Source organism: Empedobacter sp. UBA3475 (assembly GCF_002378465.1).
Classification (GTDB): Bacteria; Bacteroidota; Bacteroidia; order Flavobacteriales; family Weeksellaceae; genus Empedobacter; species Empedobacter falsenii_B.
Window position 1 is genome coordinate 1 of sequence record NZ_DFRA01000064.1, and the last position, 18,313, is coordinate 18,313.

17 protein-coding genes, 2 rRNA genes and 1 riboswitch are annotated in these 18,313 nt (G+C 30.8%); of the genes, 10 read left to right on the forward strand and 9 right to left on the reverse strand.

The genetic code is table 11. The features are described from left to right. The first annotated feature begins 126 nt into the window (after positions 1–126). Positions 127–408, forward strand: a complete 282-nt coding sequence (locus B3I31_RS13040) for a hypothetical protein (protein WP_219035212.1) — start codon at positions 127–129, stop codon at positions 406–408. Positions 409–460: 52 nt separating this feature from the next. Here B3I31_RS13040 and B3I31_RS13045 read toward each other — a convergent pair whose 3' ends face one another. Next, positions 461–1,255: an alpha/beta fold hydrolase gene (locus B3I31_RS13045; RefSeq protein ID WP_286496352.1), complete on the reverse strand. Its 795-nt coding sequence runs from the start codon at positions 1,253–1,255 to the stop codon at positions 461–463. 576 nt (positions 1,256–1,831) lie between these two features. Further along, a riboswitch (SAM-I-IV-variant riboswitch) is annotated at positions 1,832–1,926 on the forward strand. A 48-nt stretch (positions 1,927–1,974) separates the two neighbouring features. Here B3I31_RS13045 and B3I31_RS13050 point away from each other — a divergent pair. The 5 genes from B3I31_RS13050 to B3I31_RS13070 all read left to right on the forward strand — a co-directional run bounded on the left by B3I31_RS13050 (position 1,975) and on the right by B3I31_RS13070 (position 5,348). Beyond that, positions 1,975–2,580, forward strand: a complete 606-nt coding sequence (locus B3I31_RS13050; protein WP_286496351.1) for a hypothetical protein — start codon at positions 1,975–1,977, stop codon at positions 2,578–2,580. A 48-nt stretch (positions 2,581–2,628) separates the two neighbouring features. Further along, entirely contained in the window at positions 2,629–3,051 is a 423-nt protein-coding gene (locus B3I31_RS13055; protein ID WP_038337190.1) for a PaaI family thioesterase, read from the forward strand. After that, on the forward strand, positions 3,051–3,578 hold the full coding sequence (locus B3I31_RS13060; RefSeq protein WP_185144466.1) for a DUF4269 domain-containing protein: 528 nt from the start codon (positions 3,051–3,053) through the stop codon (positions 3,576–3,578). Before B3I31_RS13055 ends, B3I31_RS13060 begins: the two co-directional genes overlap by 1 nt. 88 nt (positions 3,579–3,666) lie before the next feature. Further along, positions 3,667–4,353, forward strand: a complete 687-nt coding sequence (locus B3I31_RS13065; RefSeq protein WP_115001181.1) for a VOC family protein — start codon at positions 3,667–3,669, stop codon at positions 4,351–4,353. A gap of 80 nt (positions 4,354–4,433) precedes the next feature. Beyond that, complete coding sequence (locus tag B3I31_RS13070) at positions 4,434–5,348, forward strand: AEC family transporter (protein ID WP_286484376.1); 915 nt, start codon at positions 4,434–4,436, stop codon at positions 5,346–5,348. A gap of 113 nt (positions 5,349–5,461) precedes the next feature. Here the strand turns inward: B3I31_RS13070 and B3I31_RS13075 are convergent, their stop codons facing one another. After that, positions 5,462–6,208 carry a dienelactone hydrolase family protein gene (locus B3I31_RS13075; RefSeq protein ID WP_291058609.1) on the reverse strand — a complete coding sequence of 249 codons (747 nt, stop codon included), beginning with the start codon at positions 6,206–6,208 and terminating at the stop codon, positions 5,462–5,464. 80 nt (positions 6,209–6,288) lie between these two features. Here B3I31_RS13075 and B3I31_RS13080 point away from each other — a divergent pair, with 80 nt between their 5' ends. After that, the gene (locus B3I31_RS13080) at positions 6,289–6,705 is read left to right on the forward strand and encodes a DUF2007 domain-containing protein (protein WP_219035217.1); all 417 of its coding nucleotides are present in this window, start codon (positions 6,289–6,291) and stop codon (positions 6,703–6,705) included. A gap of 58 nt (positions 6,706–6,763) precedes the next feature. Here the strand turns inward: B3I31_RS13080 and B3I31_RS13085 are convergent, their stop codons facing one another. The 3 genes from B3I31_RS13085 to B3I31_RS13095 form a co-directional block, all read right to left on the reverse strand. Continuing rightward, entirely contained in the window at positions 6,764–7,762 is a 999-nt protein-coding gene (locus B3I31_RS13085) for a beta-ketoacyl-ACP synthase III (protein WP_280050334.1), read from the reverse strand. Positions 7,763–7,938: 176 nt separating this feature from the next. Continuing rightward, positions 7,939–8,832, reverse strand: coding sequence for a helix-turn-helix domain-containing protein (locus tag B3I31_RS13090; RefSeq protein ID WP_038337196.1), 894 nt, complete (start codon positions 8,830–8,832; stop codon positions 7,939–7,941). A 101-nt stretch (positions 8,833–8,933) separates the two neighbouring features. After that, positions 8,934–9,860 (reverse strand): 2-hydroxyacid dehydrogenase, encoded by a 927-nt coding sequence (locus B3I31_RS13095; RefSeq protein WP_291058605.1) that lies wholly within the window; start codon positions 9,858–9,860, stop codon positions 8,934–8,936. A 141-nt stretch (positions 9,861–10,001) separates the two neighbouring features. On the opposite strand from B3I31_RS13095, the gene B3I31_RS13100 reads away from it, so the two are divergent. Continuing rightward, a complete protein-coding gene (locus tag B3I31_RS13100; protein WP_286496346.1) occupies positions 10,002–12,029 on the forward strand; it encodes a M3 family metallopeptidase in 2,028 nt (675 codons plus the stop codon). 56 nt (positions 12,030–12,085) lie between these two features. Here the strand turns inward: B3I31_RS13100 and B3I31_RS13105 are convergent, their stop codons facing one another. Together B3I31_RS13105 and B3I31_RS13110 are read right to left on the reverse strand one after the other, a co-directional pair. Further along, the gene (locus B3I31_RS13105) at positions 12,086–13,429 is read right to left on the reverse strand and encodes an ammonium transporter (protein WP_291058602.1); all 1,344 of its coding nucleotides are present in this window, start codon (positions 13,427–13,429) and stop codon (positions 12,086–12,088) included. A 212-nt stretch (positions 13,430–13,641) separates the two neighbouring features. Beyond that, the gene (locus tag B3I31_RS13110; RefSeq protein WP_291088138.1) at positions 13,642–14,166 is read right to left on the reverse strand and encodes a GNAT family N-acetyltransferase; all 525 of its coding nucleotides are present in this window, start codon (positions 14,164–14,166) and stop codon (positions 13,642–13,644) included. Positions 14,167–14,267: 101 nt separating this feature from the next. Here B3I31_RS13110 and B3I31_RS13115 point away from each other — a divergent pair, with 101 nt between their 5' ends. Further along, positions 14,268–16,850 (forward strand): flippase-like domain-containing protein, encoded by a 2,583-nt coding sequence (locus tag B3I31_RS13115; protein ID WP_291058598.1) that lies wholly within the window; start codon positions 14,268–14,270, stop codon positions 16,848–16,850. Beyond that, positions 16,840–17,439 carry an AcvB/VirJ family lysyl-phosphatidylglycerol hydrolase gene (locus tag B3I31_RS13120; protein WP_291058596.1) on the forward strand — a complete coding sequence of 200 codons (600 nt, stop codon included), beginning with the start codon at positions 16,840–16,842 and terminating at the stop codon, positions 17,437–17,439. The genes B3I31_RS13115 and B3I31_RS13120 overlap by 11 nt, the downstream gene beginning before the upstream one ends. Positions 17,440–17,770: 331 nt before the next feature. Here B3I31_RS13120 and rrf (B3I31_RS13125) read toward each other — a convergent pair. After that, positions 17,771–17,878 (reverse strand): 5S ribosomal RNA (gene rrf, locus B3I31_RS13125). Positions 17,879–17,961: 83 nt separating this feature from the next. Next, positions 17,962–18,069, reverse strand: a 5S ribosomal RNA gene (rrf, locus tag B3I31_RS13130). Between the last annotated feature and the right edge of the window lie 244 nt (positions 18,070–18,313).

Sequence of the window (18,313 nt, forward strand, 5' to 3'; positions counted from 1 at the left end):
AGTAAGTTGTTCATTGTAAATGTTTTGTAATTAAAACAATTTACTGATTTTCAATCAAATGAACAACTTTATTCTTTATTAATCAAAATGCACAACGGGTATTATTTATTAGAAAATCATGAAAATTTGAAAGATTTAAAATACTTATACAAATCTTTCTTTAAATATAAAACTCCTTTAAAATATGGAAAATTAACCCATAACTCAATAAATTGGTATAAGACTCTTATTGATAGTTATGATTCTGACAATTATGATTTAAAATATAATGAAATAGTTAATAAATTAAACAAATTTTATATAACTGCTTCTGGTAATCCAAGAAAATATATTGATAATACTATTGATTTATTTAAAGAATTATTAGACAAAGAAATTATAAATTTAGACAAGAAGACTATTTCTTAATATATTATATAAAATTCACTAAAAAAAAGCTCCCTTGCAGGAGCTTTAGTTTTTATGCAACGTTATTTATATATTCTTTTTCGAGGATACCATCTACTATTTTTTCAACCTTATCGATGTTTGCTTTTAGTAATTCGTTATCTTCTATTTGTTCTATTTCGTGGAACTGCACATGTTTGTTAAACTCTTGCAGTTTGGCGTAATAACGTTTTAATTCTGCTTTGTTGAACAAGTTTCCATTCTTTACATAAATCACATGTATTTTTGATTTGATGTATTGCGAAACTTGCAATATATCGCCTCTATTGCGTGATATATCTATCGAATAGAAAATAGATTTCAGGTATTCGCTTTTAGCTGTTGGCTCTTTTACTAACCAATCTGTTGTTTTAAGACTTGCTGCTATCGGAATAATATTCAGCACCTTATTCGGGAACAAACATGCCATTTCCCACGCTAATCCTCCGCCTAAGTCTGCACCAATAATGGCAAAAATCTCGTCTACTTCCAATTCAAATAACGTCAACCAAAACAACACCGCTACATCGCGTGCTGTAATGTGATCGCGTGGTATATAGTCGTACTTTATGGTTTGGGAAACGCCATTTCCAGGAATATCTATACAGATTACCGTATACTCATTAAGATCAATTGCTTTGTTTTTTCCCATGACCCCATCCCAATGATAGGTACAATCTGAATCTCCGTGTAAGGAATGGTTAATCAAAATGACTGGAGCTGTTCCTAATGGAAGTCCAAAAAGTTGAAATGTTACCGAAACATTGTTTAAGATTGTGTTGTCCTCTAAGGGCCAAACTGGGATCGTTAATTGTTGTAAACTTTGCATTGTTTTTAATTTTATATTGGTAATTGTTGTTTTTGTTCAAAAAAAATCCCCATCGAAACTCGACGGGGAAACCTAAAATATATTAAAAAATAAAATCTCTTTTTAGTATACATGACTTTCCCACGTCTGGATATTCCAAACCTGTTTGCGAATCGACATATATAAGCACGTAAACTTCATTTTTTAATTACTTTGTTACTCAAATGTATAAAATAATTTTCGGCAAACAATTAAATTTATCTTAATTATTTGTAAAATTTTCAAAATCTTGATTTTTAATAGCGAAGTCGTCACCCTAAACTCGTTTCATGGTCGCATCTAATTCAGAACATAAAATTTATAACCACATAGAGAGATAGGTTTAACAATGTTGATGAATAGAGATAAATTGGAAAATGAATAAATGAACTAGTATTACGATGTATCTATATGGTAGAATATAAAAAAACAAATCAAGCAATTATTCAAAACTTTATTATCGAAACAATATCCAATTTAGAATAAAATTCTAAGTGATCATTTTAAAATAAAATTATTAGAAAAGATTACTACATATTCAATTTTTTATGTAGTTTTACACCGTATTTCGAATCGTAGAAAACGATACCAACCGAGAGGAGTCTCCACGGTGGTAAAACAATACGGGAGTTCATCCAAAAACAACGAAAAATCCCCTATTATCGAAATACAATAATTGTTTTATTTTAACTATTTATTGTATGTCACAAAACATTTCTGAGCTTAATTTAGCTCCTATATCAGATGAAAAATTGGTCGATTTTATCAATCAACAATTGCCTATTAAAGTTCCTGCGCTAAAAGATCATATTATTGAAGAATTCAAGAAAAGAGGTTTGGATTATCGCCATCTATACAATGTAAAAACAGATGAATTGAATATCAAACTTCCGCTTAGTTTGATTGATGGTTGCTTGTTCGAGCGTAATATTCCCAAACCGCCTTTGGTAGGTAATTTCTACGCTGTTGTACATAGATTGAGAAACTTTTTGCAACATAGCAAAGAATTGAACGGAAAACGCCTTAAAACGTTTCATTATATCTTCGATCAACTTTATTTACCTTATGAATTGATTGATATTATTTCGGAAGATGATGTCAAAAATCTAACTGAAGATGATGTATTTATTACCTTCAAAAACTCGAAACAACATTTCCCGAACAATAAGATTATCAATAAAATTCCGAAAAATAATTTATTGATTACCGTTGACAAAGGGAATTATTACCGCGGTTTGGATAAAGTAATTTTGTCACATCAAAATACGATTATCAAAGAAGAAAACTTGAATAACGTAACTGCATAACTGAAATTGCTTTCGACAAATCTCTATATTTGTTGAAAGCAATTTTATATGACGCCAGAAAAAAGAGAATTAGTAGAGGCAAGTTTTAATCGTTCAGAAACCTTAAAATTTTATAACGCATCACTTATCGAATGCGAAACGGACTATGTTTCGATTAAGATTCCAAAACAAGAAATGATGACACGTAAACACGGAATGTTTAATGGTGCTATGATTGCTTCTTTGGTTGATGTTTCATCTGGTTATGCTGCTGTTTCTCACTATGACGACGATTGTTATGTGGTAACAGTTGAGTTAAAGGTGAATTATTTACGACCTGCTTTGGGTGATTATTTACTATCAAAAGCCTATGTGATAAAAGGCGGAAAAAAGATAAGCACCATACGCACAGAGATTTTTGTGGTTGACGAAACGACGAACAAAGAAACGCATGCTGCTACTTCTTTGGTAACTATGATGAGAATAAAATGATGCAAAATTTTCTTACCATTGATTATTTAGAACACGGAAATGAAATACAACACAATGTGTTTCATTTGTTGCGCAATCATCAAATTTTAGAAAAACTTGACACATACAAACCTATTGTAGTAGGTACAATTCCCATTGAAATCAATATTGAAAATAGTGACATTGATATTATTGGTGAAACATCTAATTTTGAAAACGCTACAAATCATTTAACCGAGAATTTTTCTCATTATTTTGAATTTAAAATCAATCAATTAATAAACAATAACGAAATTTGTTTGACTTGTAATTTTAGAATTGATACGTTTGAAATTGAGATTTATTTAGAGAATAAGATTCCAACCGAACAAAATGCCTATCGACATATGCTCATTGAGGCGAAACTACTTGAAAAATTTGACGAACCATTCAAAAACAAAATCATCGAACTTAAAAAGAATGGGTACAAAACTGAACCTGCTTTTGCAAAAGTTCTTGAGTTAAAAGGTAATCCATATCTCGCCTTATTGGAGTATGAAGTAGATTAAACAGTTTTCTTATAACGCAATTAATTAAATCAATTCAACTTGTTATTTTCTTCTTTTTTGTTGATTTAATTTTATAAAAAATCGCAGAATGAAAATAAGAGAATTACAATTGTTTACAAATGAGCTAGAAAAAACAAAATCATTTTATACAACTATTTTAGCTTTTGATTTAATTGAAGAAACCGAAAATCAGTTTAGTTTACAAGTTGGTTGGACAAGATTAACTTTTATAAAATCGAACGAAGAACATATTTATCATTTCAGTTTTTTAGTTTGTAAAAATCAATTCGAAAAGGCATTTGATTGGATACAAAATAAAACTAAAATCCTAAACACCGATGCTGATCAATACATTGCAAAGTTCGAAAATTGGAATGCACAATCTTTTTATTTCTATGATGGAGCTAGAAATCTTGCTGAGATGATTACACATTATAATTTAGCTTATGAGAACGATGCAGAATTTGATCAACATTCTATTTTAGGAATTTCTGAAATTGGCTTACCTACAACTGATATTGAGGCTACCAATCAATTATTAGAAGAGAAAACAACATCTAAATTCTGGAAAGGAGATTTTGAAAGATTTGGCACAAACGGCTCAGATGAGGGGAAAATATTATTACCAAATTATTTTATCAAAACAACTTGGTTTCCTACAACTGATACAATAACTCCTACTCCATTTACAGCTATTTTGGAAAATGAAAATTGTTATTCAAAAGTGATTTTCAATAATAATAAATTAAATATATCTAATCTTGCCATTTTATAAAAAATAAGCATTGAATAAAAAGTGATATCTTAAGGGTAAAAAAAAATGGGATTGTAACTTTGCATTCCAAATATCTAAAAATGGTAAACTTTATATTAATCGCAGTCTGTATAATCGCCGGAATGGTGTTTAAAGCAACAAAATCTATACATCCTGATGCTCATAAAGGGATCAATACGTGGATCTTATATTTGGCTTTACCAGCAGTCTCGTTTAAGTATTTACCAAAAGTAGAATGGTCGCAAGAAATGTTATTTCCTATCTTTTCTACTGTCATTATTGCCGTTGGAAGTTTGTTTTACATGAAATTCTACAGCAAAGCAAAAGGCTATTCGGAGCGTTCGAGAAGAACATTGGAATTGGCAAGCGGCTATAGCAATACATCTTTTATTGGCTTTCCTTTGATCTCAGCATTTTATGGAGAAAAATATTTAAGTATTGCGATTATTTGTGATCAAACCATGTTTTTGTGCTTATCAACCATCGGAATAGTTTCTGCATTAAAAGGAGGAAGTAATGGATCTGGAGCAATAGATTCTAAATTTATCTTGAAAAGATTATTTACTTTCCCCCCATTTTTGGGTTGTATCAGTGCATTGATTTTATCTCAATTTATCGACTTATCTCCTGCCGAACCATTCTTCGATAAATTAGCTGCAACTGTAGGTCCGTTGGCTTTATTTTCAGTTGGACTGCAATTAAAGTTTAATGGTTGGAGAAAATTATGGTCACAAATTTCGATGTCTATGGTTTACAAATTAATGATAGCGCCTGCAGTTGTAATGCTTTTAGCCATCGTAATTGGGATAAAAGGTGATGTGGCTAAAATCTCTATTTTTGAAGCTGCAATGCCTACATTAGTAACATCGAGTATTATTGCGGAACAATTTAAACTCAACACCAAACTAACCAATTTGATTATTGGAATCAGTATTATTATAGGCTTTTTTACAGCTGCTTTTTGGTATGAAATGATACAGTTGTTTATTCAGTAGATTTCTTATTATGTTTTTTTTAAAATTGTATCGAGAATTAAGATGAATTTTATCTTCTAAAACCTTATTCTCGATACAAAATTCTAAAAATAATTTCACTCGAATTAATGGTTTTATTTCAATACTTCTTTTAAAAACAATAATGTATGTTGCCACGCTCTATCTGCCATTACTTTATTGTAATCTGGTGATTCTGGATTGGTAAATGTATGTTTTGAATTTGCGTAAGTAATCATTTGCCAATCTGTTTTTCCTTCGTTCATTTCAAGTACCAAATTCGAAATATCTTCAGGTTTTACAGATTCGTCATCAGCTGGATGTTCTACTAAAACTTTTGTTTTAAGAGGAATATTTTTTCGAACAGCATCTTTTGCTAATCCACCATGAATAGAAACAACGCCCACAACAGCTAATTGCGCACGAGCAGCTTCTAATGCGCCTGTTCCTCCAAAACAATAACCAATTACAGCAATTTTACTTGGATCTGCACCAGCTTTGATTAACTCTTTCAACGCTAAATCAATTCTTTTTTGATAAGCTGCATAATCAGACTTGTATTTTCCTGCTGCTTTAGCCGCTTCCGCATTATCTTTCGGATTGTTTCCTTCTCCATAAATATCTGCAACAAACGCAATATAGCCTTCTTTTGCTAAATCTATTGCAGCTTGTTTTGCTTCGTTATCAGCTCCTTTCCAAGCCGGTAAAATCAAAACTCCTGGACTTTTCTTTGTTGTGTTATCAGTTACTAAACCGTTCAATTTTTGCGAACCATCTTTATAAGCAACTTGTTTTAGGTTTTGCGCATTTGTCGTATTCATCATCAATACAATTAAAAATAAACATTGAATTACATTTTTCATCTACTAAAAAATTTAAGACATTAAGATAAAAAGAACTAATTTTATATCGGATATTGAATTGAATATTTAACACAATTAGCATGGAACTTATTACATTAAAAACATTTGAAAGCCCTATTGAAGCACATATTTTACGTTCGAAATTAGAGAGTGAACAGATTGATGCTTTTGTTTTTGATGAACATTCGGTTGGGATTAATCAGTTTTTGTCGAATGCTATTGGTGGTGTGAAAGTAAAAATTAAGAAAGAAGATACTGATCGTGCCATGAAAGTTTTAGAAGAAATTGATGCTTCAAATTACACCAATGATTTGGATGAAATTCTTGTTTGTCCAAAATGTGGAAGCAATGAGTATTACAGCAATTACAAGTCAATGAAAGGTGGAAAAGGCTTACTTTCTTTATTATCTTCTATCATATTTTGGGTCTACCCTATTTACTACAAAAACGTGTTCAAATGCAAGAAGTGTGGTGAAGAATTTAATGGTTTACAATAAAAAAAGAACGACAAATTCTTGCCGTTCTTTATGAACAAAAATATATGATTTTTATTGATTAAATTGTCCAACGCAATAAGCTTGCTCCCCAAGAGAAACCTGCACCAAAGGCTGTCAACATCAATAAATCTCCTTTCTTTAATTTTGATGTATTTTCCCAAATACACAACGGAATTGTCGCTGCAATTGTGTTTCCGTAATTCTCAATATTGATTAAAGTTTTACCTTCTTCAATATTAATTTCATTACCAACAGCGTCAATAATTCGTTTATTCGCTTGATGCGGAACCAACCAATTTACATCTTCAACAGAAAAATCGTTGCGTTTCAAAACATTGACACAGGTATCACTCATTGATTGAATTGCATTTTTGAATACAATTTTTCCATCTTGTCTAATGTAACGCTTCTCATCAACCAACAACTGTGAACTCGCTGGATACAAAGAACCACCTCCTTCTATATTCAAGAATTCTTTTCCAGTTCCATTACTCTGTAACAAAGCATCCAAAATTCCTTCTTCATTTGTAGGCTCTAACCAAACTACTCCAGCTCCGTCTCCAAACAAAATATTTGTCGAACGATCTTTGATGTCTACATACGCACTGATTTTATCAGCTCCAATGACCAAAACATTTTTATAACGTTTGCTTTCAACCAACGAAGCGCCCATGTCTAACGCATATAAAAATCCAGAACAAGCTGCATTCATATCAAATGCCCAAACATTCTCTATTCCTAACTTCTCGCACACAATATTCGCAGTAGCAGGCATCAACATATCTGGTGTAGAAGTTGCAACAATCAACGCATCAACATCTTTGATGTCTTTTTTATATGTATCAATTAAATTCTGAATTGCACTAACCGCCATATCAGAAGTCGCTAAACCTTCCTCTAAAATACGACGTTCTTTAATTCCCGTTCTTTTTATAATCCATTCATCAGAAGTGTCTGTAATCTTTTCTAAATCGAAATTAGTTCGTTTATTTTCTGGCACATAACCACCGATTGCTGAAATATGTGCAAATATTTTTTTTGTAAAATCTACCACCATAAAATTCTTTTCATTCAAATTTCATGTATCGATTATCTACTAAAAGACGCATCAATTAAAATTTGAGCAACAAAGGTCTATCCATTTTAACAAATTAGTTAGCAAAATAAACGTAATAATATGTCAAAAAGACGTTTTTAGAAAACTTTCACATTTGCATTGATTTACATCAATTATTAGTTAGAAGCGATGAAAGTTGTAGGCGAAACACCTGCATAATTTTTGAAAAATTTACTAAAAACTGAGGTGTCTATAAAATTTAATTCTGTCACAACATCAGAAACACTATATTTTGGGTTCTTTAGCAAGACCTTTGCCTCTAATACAATGGCTTCGGCAATGATTTGTTTGGGTGATTTATTAAAGACTTCAACGATGATTTTAGTTAAATGCTTACGACTAATAAACATTTCATCTGCATAAAACTGTACATTACGTTGACGACGAAAATGAGTTGAAACTAAATACAAAAACTGCTTAGCCAATTCTTCTTTTCTAACTTCTTTCGTTGTACTTTTCGCCATTACAGCTTGATTGTAGTAATTTCCCATCTCGTACATCAAGACCGAAAAATGATGTAAAACCAAATCTTTTGCAAAGATATTTTCGTTCTTGATGGTGTATTTACTAATCTTGTTCAGATTGTAACGCATATCACGTACAATCTTTTTATCTAAAGAAATGATTTTAGGATATTTGGACGATAAAAATTCTACTAAATTATTGGATTTCACGTGAAAACCAGCTTCAATAATCAGATCTGAATCAATGAAGATTGCTTGAACAGCAAAATCAGCCGAATGCTCTATAATCTCGAACAACTGACCTGGAAGAACCACAATAATATCGTCACGTTTGATTAATGTTGGTTCTAAATTCACCGTGATTTCACATGTTCCTGCTGTGATTAAAATCAACCCAAGCGACGTAAACTTATAAGGTTTTCGTTTTACAAAATAATAATTGTTCTCAGGACCTACGTCAAAGATTGCTAACCGACGATCAGTTGCTTCTTCTTTGTAAGTTCTTAAAATATTATCAATTGAATAAAGTTGAATATAATCACTCATTTTTAGCTTTTATTTTTTCAAATACAATGTTAAAAGATTTTTTTGACAAGTAAAAACATAAATGCGTCTTTTTAACAAAATCTTACGTCATTTTGGTATATCTAATAACCTCTTTCTAATGAAACTTCATTCAATAAAGCTTCGTTATTTTTCATTCTGTTATAGTTATCTGCAACTTGTTTTAGAGCAGTTGTTGCATTTGTAACACTCGCAATATGAGGTGTTACATAAATATTTTCATTCGTCCAAAAAGGGTGATTTTCAGGTAAAGGTTCTTCTACAAAAACATCTAAATAAGCCTCTTTTATTTGTTTTTCTTCGATTGCAATTAATAAATCCTTTTCGACCAAATGTGCTCCACGACCAACATTCACCAAAACTGTATGATCTGAACATTCTTTAAAAAAGTCTTTATTCAAAATACCTTCTGTATCATCTGTCAAAGGCAAAATATTGACAATAAAATTAGTTTTAGAAATCGCAGCATTCAAGCCTTCTTTTCCAGAAAAAGATTCTACTCCATTTATATTTTTTGGCGAATTCGACCAACCTTTGACTTGAAAACCTAACGCAACAAATTGCTCTGCTACTAACTTTCCGATTTCACCTAATCCTAAAATAGTAATAGTTGTTTCCTTGATATTTTGATAAGTAGTAGGCTTCCACTCTTTACGAACTTGATCTTTATAATACGTCAATAGATTTTTCATTGAAGTCATAACACAAGCCAAAACATGCTCAAACATTTCTTGCTTCAAAGCAGAATCAACAATACGTGTTACCTTTATTGAATCTGGAATTTTGGTATGCAACAAATGGTCAATTCCTGCTCCAACTGATTGTACAACTTTTAGATTTGGAAATTCAGTCACATAATTTTTGTGCGGTTTCCAAGTTGCAATAAATTCTACATCTTTTGGATTTGAGATATTTGGATAAACTTCAACTTTCGTATCTGGCAACAATTCTTGTAAATTTCTTTGCCATTCTTCTGTTGGTTTTTGATTGAATATTAAGGCTACACTCATAATTGTTTACTTTTAAAACAAATGTAAATAACTCTAAATTAATCACACATTAAATTTGACGATTTGTCAGATTTCTTACATTTGGATTAGAATTTGAAAGAGTTCAAACAAATATATTTTAACTAAAAAAATACACCATAAATGGCAAATCCGTTATTAGAAAAATTTGAAACACCTTTTGAAAGTGCTCCTTTTTCTAAAATCAAAATTGAAGATTACAAACCTGCTTTTATCCAAGCAATTGAAGAAGCAAAAGCAGAAATAGATGCAATTACTGCGAATCCTGAAGCGCCAAATTTTGCAAATACAATTGAAGCAATGGAACTTTCGGGTGAAAAATTAGGACGTATTTCTTCTATTTTCTTCAACCTTAATTCTGCTGAAACGAATGATGAAATTCAAGAAATTGCGCAAGAAGTTTCCCCTTTATTATCTGAATTTGGAAATGATGTTCGCTTAAATCAAGATTTATTTGAACGAATTAAAGTCGTTTATAATCAAAAGGATTCGTTGAATTTAACAGATGAACAAGCTTATTTATTAGAAAAAAAATACAAAGGTTTTTCAAGAAATGGGGCAAATTTGAACGAAGAAGACAAAAATAAATTACGCGAAATAGACAAGCAATTGGCTATGCTTTCTTTGCAATTTGGACAAAATGTTTTGGCTGAAACTAATGCATACGAATTGATTATCACAGATGAAAATGATTTAAAAGGTTTGCCTCAATATGCTATTGATCAAGCAAAAGCTGATGCTGAACAAAAAAATCACGAAGGTTGGTTGATTACGTTACAAGCACCAAGCTATATTCCGTTTATGCAATACGCAGAAAATCGTGAATTAAGAGAAAAATTGTTTAGAGCAAATGGAGTAAAAGCCTATCAAAATAATGAATTTAACAACGAAGAAAATGTCAAAAATATCGTAAAACTTCGTCACGAACGTGCTAAAATATTAGGTTATAAAACGCATGCTGATTATGTTTTGGAAGAACGTATGGCAAAAACACCAACGACTGTTTTAGATTTCTTGAATGATTTATTAACGAAAGCAAAACCGTTTGCAGAAAAAGAAATTGAGGAATTAACTGCATTTGCAAAAGAAACTGATGGGATTGAAACATTGCAACGTTGGGATCATGCGTATTATGCTGAAAAATTAAAACAGAAAAAATTCAGTCTTTCTGACGAAGAATTGAAACCTTATTTTCAGTTAGAAAATGTGATTCAAGGAGCTTTTGATGTCGCAACAAAATTGTATGGAATTACATTTAAAGAAATTCATAAAATTGATAAATACAACGATGAAGTAACAACTTATGAAGTTCTAGATAAAAATGGTGCGTTCTTAAGTTTATTGTATGCAGACTTTTTCCCGCGCGCAGGAAAACGCCCTGGTGCTTGGATGACAAGTTATAGAGATGCTTCTAATGTGAATGGAAACACCAAACGTCCGCACATTTCGATTGTTTGTAATTTTACAAAACCAACGAAAGACACGCCGTCATTATTGACATTTCAGGAAGTGACAACATTGTTCCACGAATTTGGACATGCGCTACACGGAATGTTACCAAATACAACGTACGAAAGTCTTTCTGGAACAAATGTTTATTGGGATTTTGTTGAATTACCCTCTCAATTTTACGAAAACTTTTGTTACGAACCAGAAGCTTTAAAATTATTTGCAAAACATTATCAAACAGGAGAAATTATTCCGCAAGAATTAATTGAAAAAGTAAAAGCTTCTTCAAGTTTTATGGAAGGTTATCAAACTGTTCGTCAATTGAGTTTTGGATTATTGGATATGGCTTATCATGCGAATGATTTGGCTGAAATTAATGATTTACAACAATTTGAAAAAGAAACTTTTAAACGAACAGAGTTGTATCCAGAAATTGATAAAAATATGATGAGTACATCCTTCTCACATATTTTTCAAGGTGGATATTCATCTGGTTATTATTCATATAAATGGGCCGAAGTTTTGGATGCAGATGCCTTTGCATTTTTCCAAGAAACTGGAATTTTCAATCCAGAAAAAGCTCAAAAATTCTATAAACTTTTATCATCTGGTGGAACTGTAGAACCGATGAAACTGTACGAAGAATTTAGAGGTCATAAACCAACAGCAGACGCTTTGTTAAAGCGCGCTGGATTAATATAAACTGAAAATCCGACTACTTAAAAGTAGTCGGATTTTTTTATAATATTATTGTTTAATTAATGCAAACTTTCCTCGTGTTGCGACAAATCTAAGCCTTCGAACTCCGCTCTATCACTCACACGTAAGTGAATCATTTTATTCGTAATATAAAATAACGCAATCGCACCGAAAAAAGTAAATAACGAAACAAGCAACAAAGCAATCATATGATGTGCAAACACATGTATCCCTCCATGTAATAAGCTTGCATTTTCTCCATGTGCAAAAATAGCTGTCAAAATCATTCCCATGATTCCTCCGACTCCATGACATGCAAAAACATCTAGAGTATCATCAACTCGTTTTAATACTTTCCAATGAACCATTACATTTGAAACTATAGCAGTTATAAAGCCAAAAAATATACTTTCAGGAATTGTAACAAACCCACAAGCTGGAGTGATTGCTACTAATCCAACTACAGCCCCTATACACGCACCCATCGCAGAAACGCTGCGACCATTAATTCTATCAAAAAGTATCCATGTCATCATTCCAGAAGCAGAAGCAATTGTTGTTGTTCCGAAAGCTAAAGCTGCTGTGGCATTTGCTTCCAAAGCTGAACCAGCATTGAAACCAAACCATCCGAACCATAACATTCCTGTTCCAAGCATAACAAATGGAATATTTGCAGGTTTGTGTTCTCTGTTTTTACGTTTACCTATCACCAAAGCTCCTGCCAATGCAGCAAATCCTGCACTCATATGAACAACAGTTCCTCCAGCAAAATCTTTTACTCCAAAATATTTATTCAATAAACCTTCTGGATGCCAAACCATATGACAAAGCGGTGTGTAAATGATTAAACTAAATAAAATCATAAATAACAAATATGAAATAAAACGCACTCTTTCAGCAAAAGAACCTGTTACAAGCGCTGGTGTAATGACTGCAAATTTCATTTGAAACAATGCAAATAAGACAAATGGAATTGTAGATGCCATGTCTTTGTGTGGAAATGCTCCAACATGATTAAAAAATGGATAACTTAATGGATTACCAATAATTCCGTAATGCTCTCCATTTATTGTAAAACCGATTGATTCGCCAAAAGACAGTGAAAACCCAACTACAACCCACAAAATAGAAATCACACCTAAGGCAATAAAACTTTGCAACATTGTAGAAATAACATTTCGTTTACCTACCATTCCTCCATAAAAAAATGATAAACCTGGTGTCATCAATAACACCAATCCTGCTGCTGCTAAAATCCAGGCGACATCTGAATTTACAATATTTTCTTCGCTAAGAAATTCTCCTGTATTTGAAATATCTACAACTGGTTTCCAAAATAATCCAGCGAATGCAACTAATGTTATAATTGCAAAAGCTACTTTCCATTTTAATCCAACTTTCATAAGTTTTTAATTTTAACCCTATCAAAATTAGATTATTTTTAAATAAAATCAATTATTTTTAATCACACCCTATAAAAAATAAGGGTTAAAATATTAATTTTACATTTTAAACATAATTACCCTATATAAATTCATAAAAAAAGATTCCAAAAAAGGAATCTTTTTATCAATTTGATTATTTAGTTTTTTTAAATTCTATCTGAAATCTTCAATTATGTTAAATTCTGAATAATTTTCTGAAAAGCTTTTCTTGGGCTTCCATCAAAATAAACTTCGCCACAATAATGATAACCTAACTTTTCAAAAACACGCAACATTCCAATATTATCAAAGTTGGTATCAACTTTTATATTCTGTATTTTCTTTATAATTGCTATTTTTTCAATCTCATCCATCGTCCAAGTTCCTAAACCTTTTATCTTAATATCTTGCGCAACAGCCAATCGATGTATGACAATATATGGATCATCATTCAGCCATTTTCCTTCAATTGCTGTATAAGCAGGTTCTATCTCATCAATAATTGCAACATATCCAATGATTAGATTATTATCATTCTCAATTATATAACCAAAACCATTTGAGATATCATTTTTTACAACATCTAGATTTGGATAACCATTTTGCCATTGATTACTTCCCTCCTCTTTTCTTTTCTCAATTGCTTGTTGCAAAATTTCCCAAATTCTATCTGCATCATTCAAAATAGCTTGACGTAAATTTAATCCAGTCTCCATATCTTATTTTTATTTTCAATATAAGTTATTTTTAAGCAAATCATAAGTTTTGATATTTAATTTTTTGATAAATTAATAGAACTAAACAATGTCATACAAACATGAGGTTTCCAAAATCTATAAAATATGTAAAAATACCTTGGCAACAAGTTTTAGCAATACTTATTTTATTACTCGCATTTGTATTTTTCAGAAGCGAACGCAAAGAAATGATGCAAATTATTCCGAGTATTCAAAGCGCAAAACCTATTTGGCTATTGATCGGTTTCGGAATAACGATTCTCTATATTTCGCTGCAAGCTGCAATGTATATCACAAGTTTCAAAGCAGTTGGTTTACCTCTTAAATTTTGGGACGCTGTCAATTTATTTCTCAAACGAAATTTTATCAGTGTTTTTCTACCAGCGGGCGGAATTAGTTCTTTGGCTTATTTACCCAAACAAATCAAAAAGCAACAATTTGAAACAAATAAAATCATTCAGGCAAGTTCTATTTATGGTTTTATTGGATTATTAACGGTTTTCATCATTGGTGTTCCCATCATTATTTATAGTATTTACGTCAACAAATATTTTAATGATTCGTGGATATCATTAGTCATTTTGGGCATAATTTTAATTCTAGTTTATTTCATTTATAACTCATTCAAAACCAAAAATAAATTCTATCAAATTATAGAAAATAAATTTCCAAAGATTACGGAAGAAATCAATCCAATTTTTGAAGCTTCTTTAGACAGGAAAAATATTAATCTCACAATTCTAATTTCAACAATCATCGAAATTACTGGGATTTTACACGTCTACATCGCAATGTTAGCGTTAGGTATTCAACCCACTTTTGATGCAGCAGCTTTGGCTTATACGATTTCTGTTTTATTGATGATTATTTCGCCTTTTTTGAGAGGTTTGGGTGCTGTAGAATTTACGATGGTGTATATTTTAACACAATTCGGCTATTCTCATAACCAAGGTTTAGCTACAACTTTATTGTACCGCGTTTTCGAATTTTGGCTGCCTTTAGGTTTTGGATGTTTGAGTTTTATGTGGCGTGGAAGAAAACTATTTGCACGAATTTTTCCTGCTGTTATGATTTTTACATTAGGAATGATTAATATAATTTCAGTCATCACTCCTCCTCTTGCAGAACGTTTGCATTTCGAAAAATTGTATTTACCAATCGAATTCATGCATCTTTCAAAATTGATGATTCTATTTGTCGGAATTGCTTTATTGATTACTTCATCTTATCTCATCAAAGGATTAAAATCTGCATGGATTTTTGCTTTAATATTTGCCATACTTTCATTTTTTGGAAATATATTCAAAGCATTGGATTACGAAGAAGCTGGATTCGCATTTTTCACAATCGTGCTATTAATTTACAGCAGGAATCAATATCCATTGAAAACAAATTTGAAACGATTAAGACAAGGATTCTCTATTTTTTTAATGGCATTTTTTGCAATTTTTATTTTCAATGTTTTAAGTTTTTATTTCATTGATAAACGTCATTTTGGTGTAGATTTCTCTTGGAATCAAGCTTTTTATTATACATTTCAAAACTTCTTATTATTCAGCGAAAACAATTTAGTTCCGAGAACAACCTTTGCCGAAGATTTTAAAGACATCAATATCTTTTTTGGATTTAGTTCTTGGATATTATTGATTTTAGCATTTTTTAGAGCTAAAAATTATAACACAAAAGATATTCAGGACTATGAAGAAGCAGAAGAAATTGTCGAAAAATATGGAAATTCAGCATTAGATTATTTTAAATTAATGGATGATAAAACACTTTATTTTTCTTCAAATATTAATGGTTTTGTCGCGTATAAAATCGGTTTAAATTTTGCTATTGTTTTGGATAATGTTGTTTGTGATGCAAAGTATAAATCAGATTTAATTTCAGAATTCGAAAATTATTGTAAAACAAAAGGTTTGAAAACTGCTTATTATCGAGTTTCGGAAAATGATTTAATTGATTTCAAAAAGTTTAAAAAACAACATTTATTAATTGGACAAGAAGGAATTATTGAGGTTAATTCCTTTAATCTTCAAGGAAAAGAACGCAAATCGATGCGAAATGCATTGAATACTTTAGAGATAAAAGGTTTTAAAACAGAGGTTATTCTACCTCCTTTGACACAAGAATTTTTAAATGAAATTGAATCTGTTTCAAATGAATGGTTAAAAGAATTTGATAAAAGAGAAATTGTATTTGCTGAAGGCAAATTTGACAGAGAAATATTAAAAAGTCAGACTATTATTACGCTGAGAAATGAAGAAAATAAAGTAGTAACATTTCTGAATGTGATACCAGATTATGCAAATGACGAAATGACTTACGATTTGTTTCGCAGAACTGTCGATTCGCCAAATGGTAGTATGGATGCAGTGATAATTGCATTAATTAATCACGCCAAAGAGAATCAAAAGAAATACATCAACATTGGTTTAACTCCATTAGCTGGTTTAGATAAACCAAATAGTATTGCAGAACAACTAATGAAATTTGCTTATCAACGAATTGGGACGTTTAAACAATATCAAACAATGCGCAATTTCAAGGAAAAATACGCCAGTTATTGGATCAATAAATACATCATTTATGCTAGTGAAGTGGAACTTCTTCAACTTCCACAAGCGTTAAATAAAGTTATGAAAACTCAAGATGAAAACTAAATATTTCATATTATTTGGATTGATTATCACTTCAATTGGTTTGTATATCATTCGTACAAAAGGAGATGATATAGATATCAAAGATCCTTTACCGCTTAAAATATGGGAAAATAAAAATGAAACTAAACCTATCTTGTTTTATTTAAGTGGAGATGCTGGATTAGGACCTTTTTCAAAATCAATTTGTAAGAATCTACATCAAAAAGGTTATGATATTTATGCATTAAATTCTAAAGTTTATTTTTGGAACGAAAGAGATCCTAAAAAAACGGCTGAAATATTAAGTCAATTTTTGGAAGAAAAGTTCAAATATCACAAAAATCAAGAAGTTGTATTTATCGGCTATTCTTTTGGCGCTGATGCAATTCCATTTATTATCAATCAACTTCCTACAAAAACTAAAGACAGAATACATCAACTTATTCTTTTAGATCCGTATGAAACTGCTGATCTTGAGATTCATTATAAAAATTTAATTTTTGAAAATGTAAGCGGAAAATGGAATACAATTCCAGAAATTAATCAATTACCTAACTTACATTTATCTATTATTTTAAGTGATTATGGAAAAAATTATCCCTTCAATTAAATTACTTTAACCAATAAAAATATAATTTCTTTGGGTGGTAATCATCTCTTTAACCGAAATTATCAAAAAGTAACTGAGACTATTATCAAGCAACTAAGTAATTAATCATTAAATAAGAAAATATTCATTTAACATAATTACATCTTAAAATGTTCGGAATTTTTTTGATTTAAAATCTTCAAGCTCACTTTTAATTTGTTAATCCTAAAATAAGAATGAAACTTAATCATGATATTTAGTTGAATGATTTAAAAATTATCAGAATACTTTCTAGTTAACTAAAAATTTAAAACATAAAACCTCAAGAAATAAATCTTGAGGTTAGAATAAAAACTGGCGATGACCTACTCTCCCGCAATAGCAGTACCATCGGCACTGAAAGGCTTAACTTCTCTGTTCGGAATGGGAAGAGGTGAGCCCTTTCGTAATAATCACCCTAATATTTTTGTATTTTTAATCAGGTTTACATCCTGATAATTCGATAAAAAATCCTCAAGATAACATCTTGAGGATTTTAATAAAAACTGGCGACGACCTACTCTCCCGTAAGTACAGTACCATCGGCGCAGGCAGGCTTAACTTCTCTGTTCGGAATGGGAAGAGGTGAGCCCTGCAGCTATAGTCACCCTAATATTTTTAAATAGGTATTAGTTCCTAGTATTTCTTGACATTATTGACTTCGAAATTCGTTTTTCGTGTTTCGAATTTCGTTTATACAATCTTTTGGTATTACTTTATTAATCCAAATAAGATTAACTAACCTTCTCTATGACGATTAAATCAATCTTAGTATTTAATCTTTTTTAATATTTTGTTGATTTGCATCAACTTATCTGATTCGTTGTACTTTTTAAGAAAAAGTCTATGGGTAATT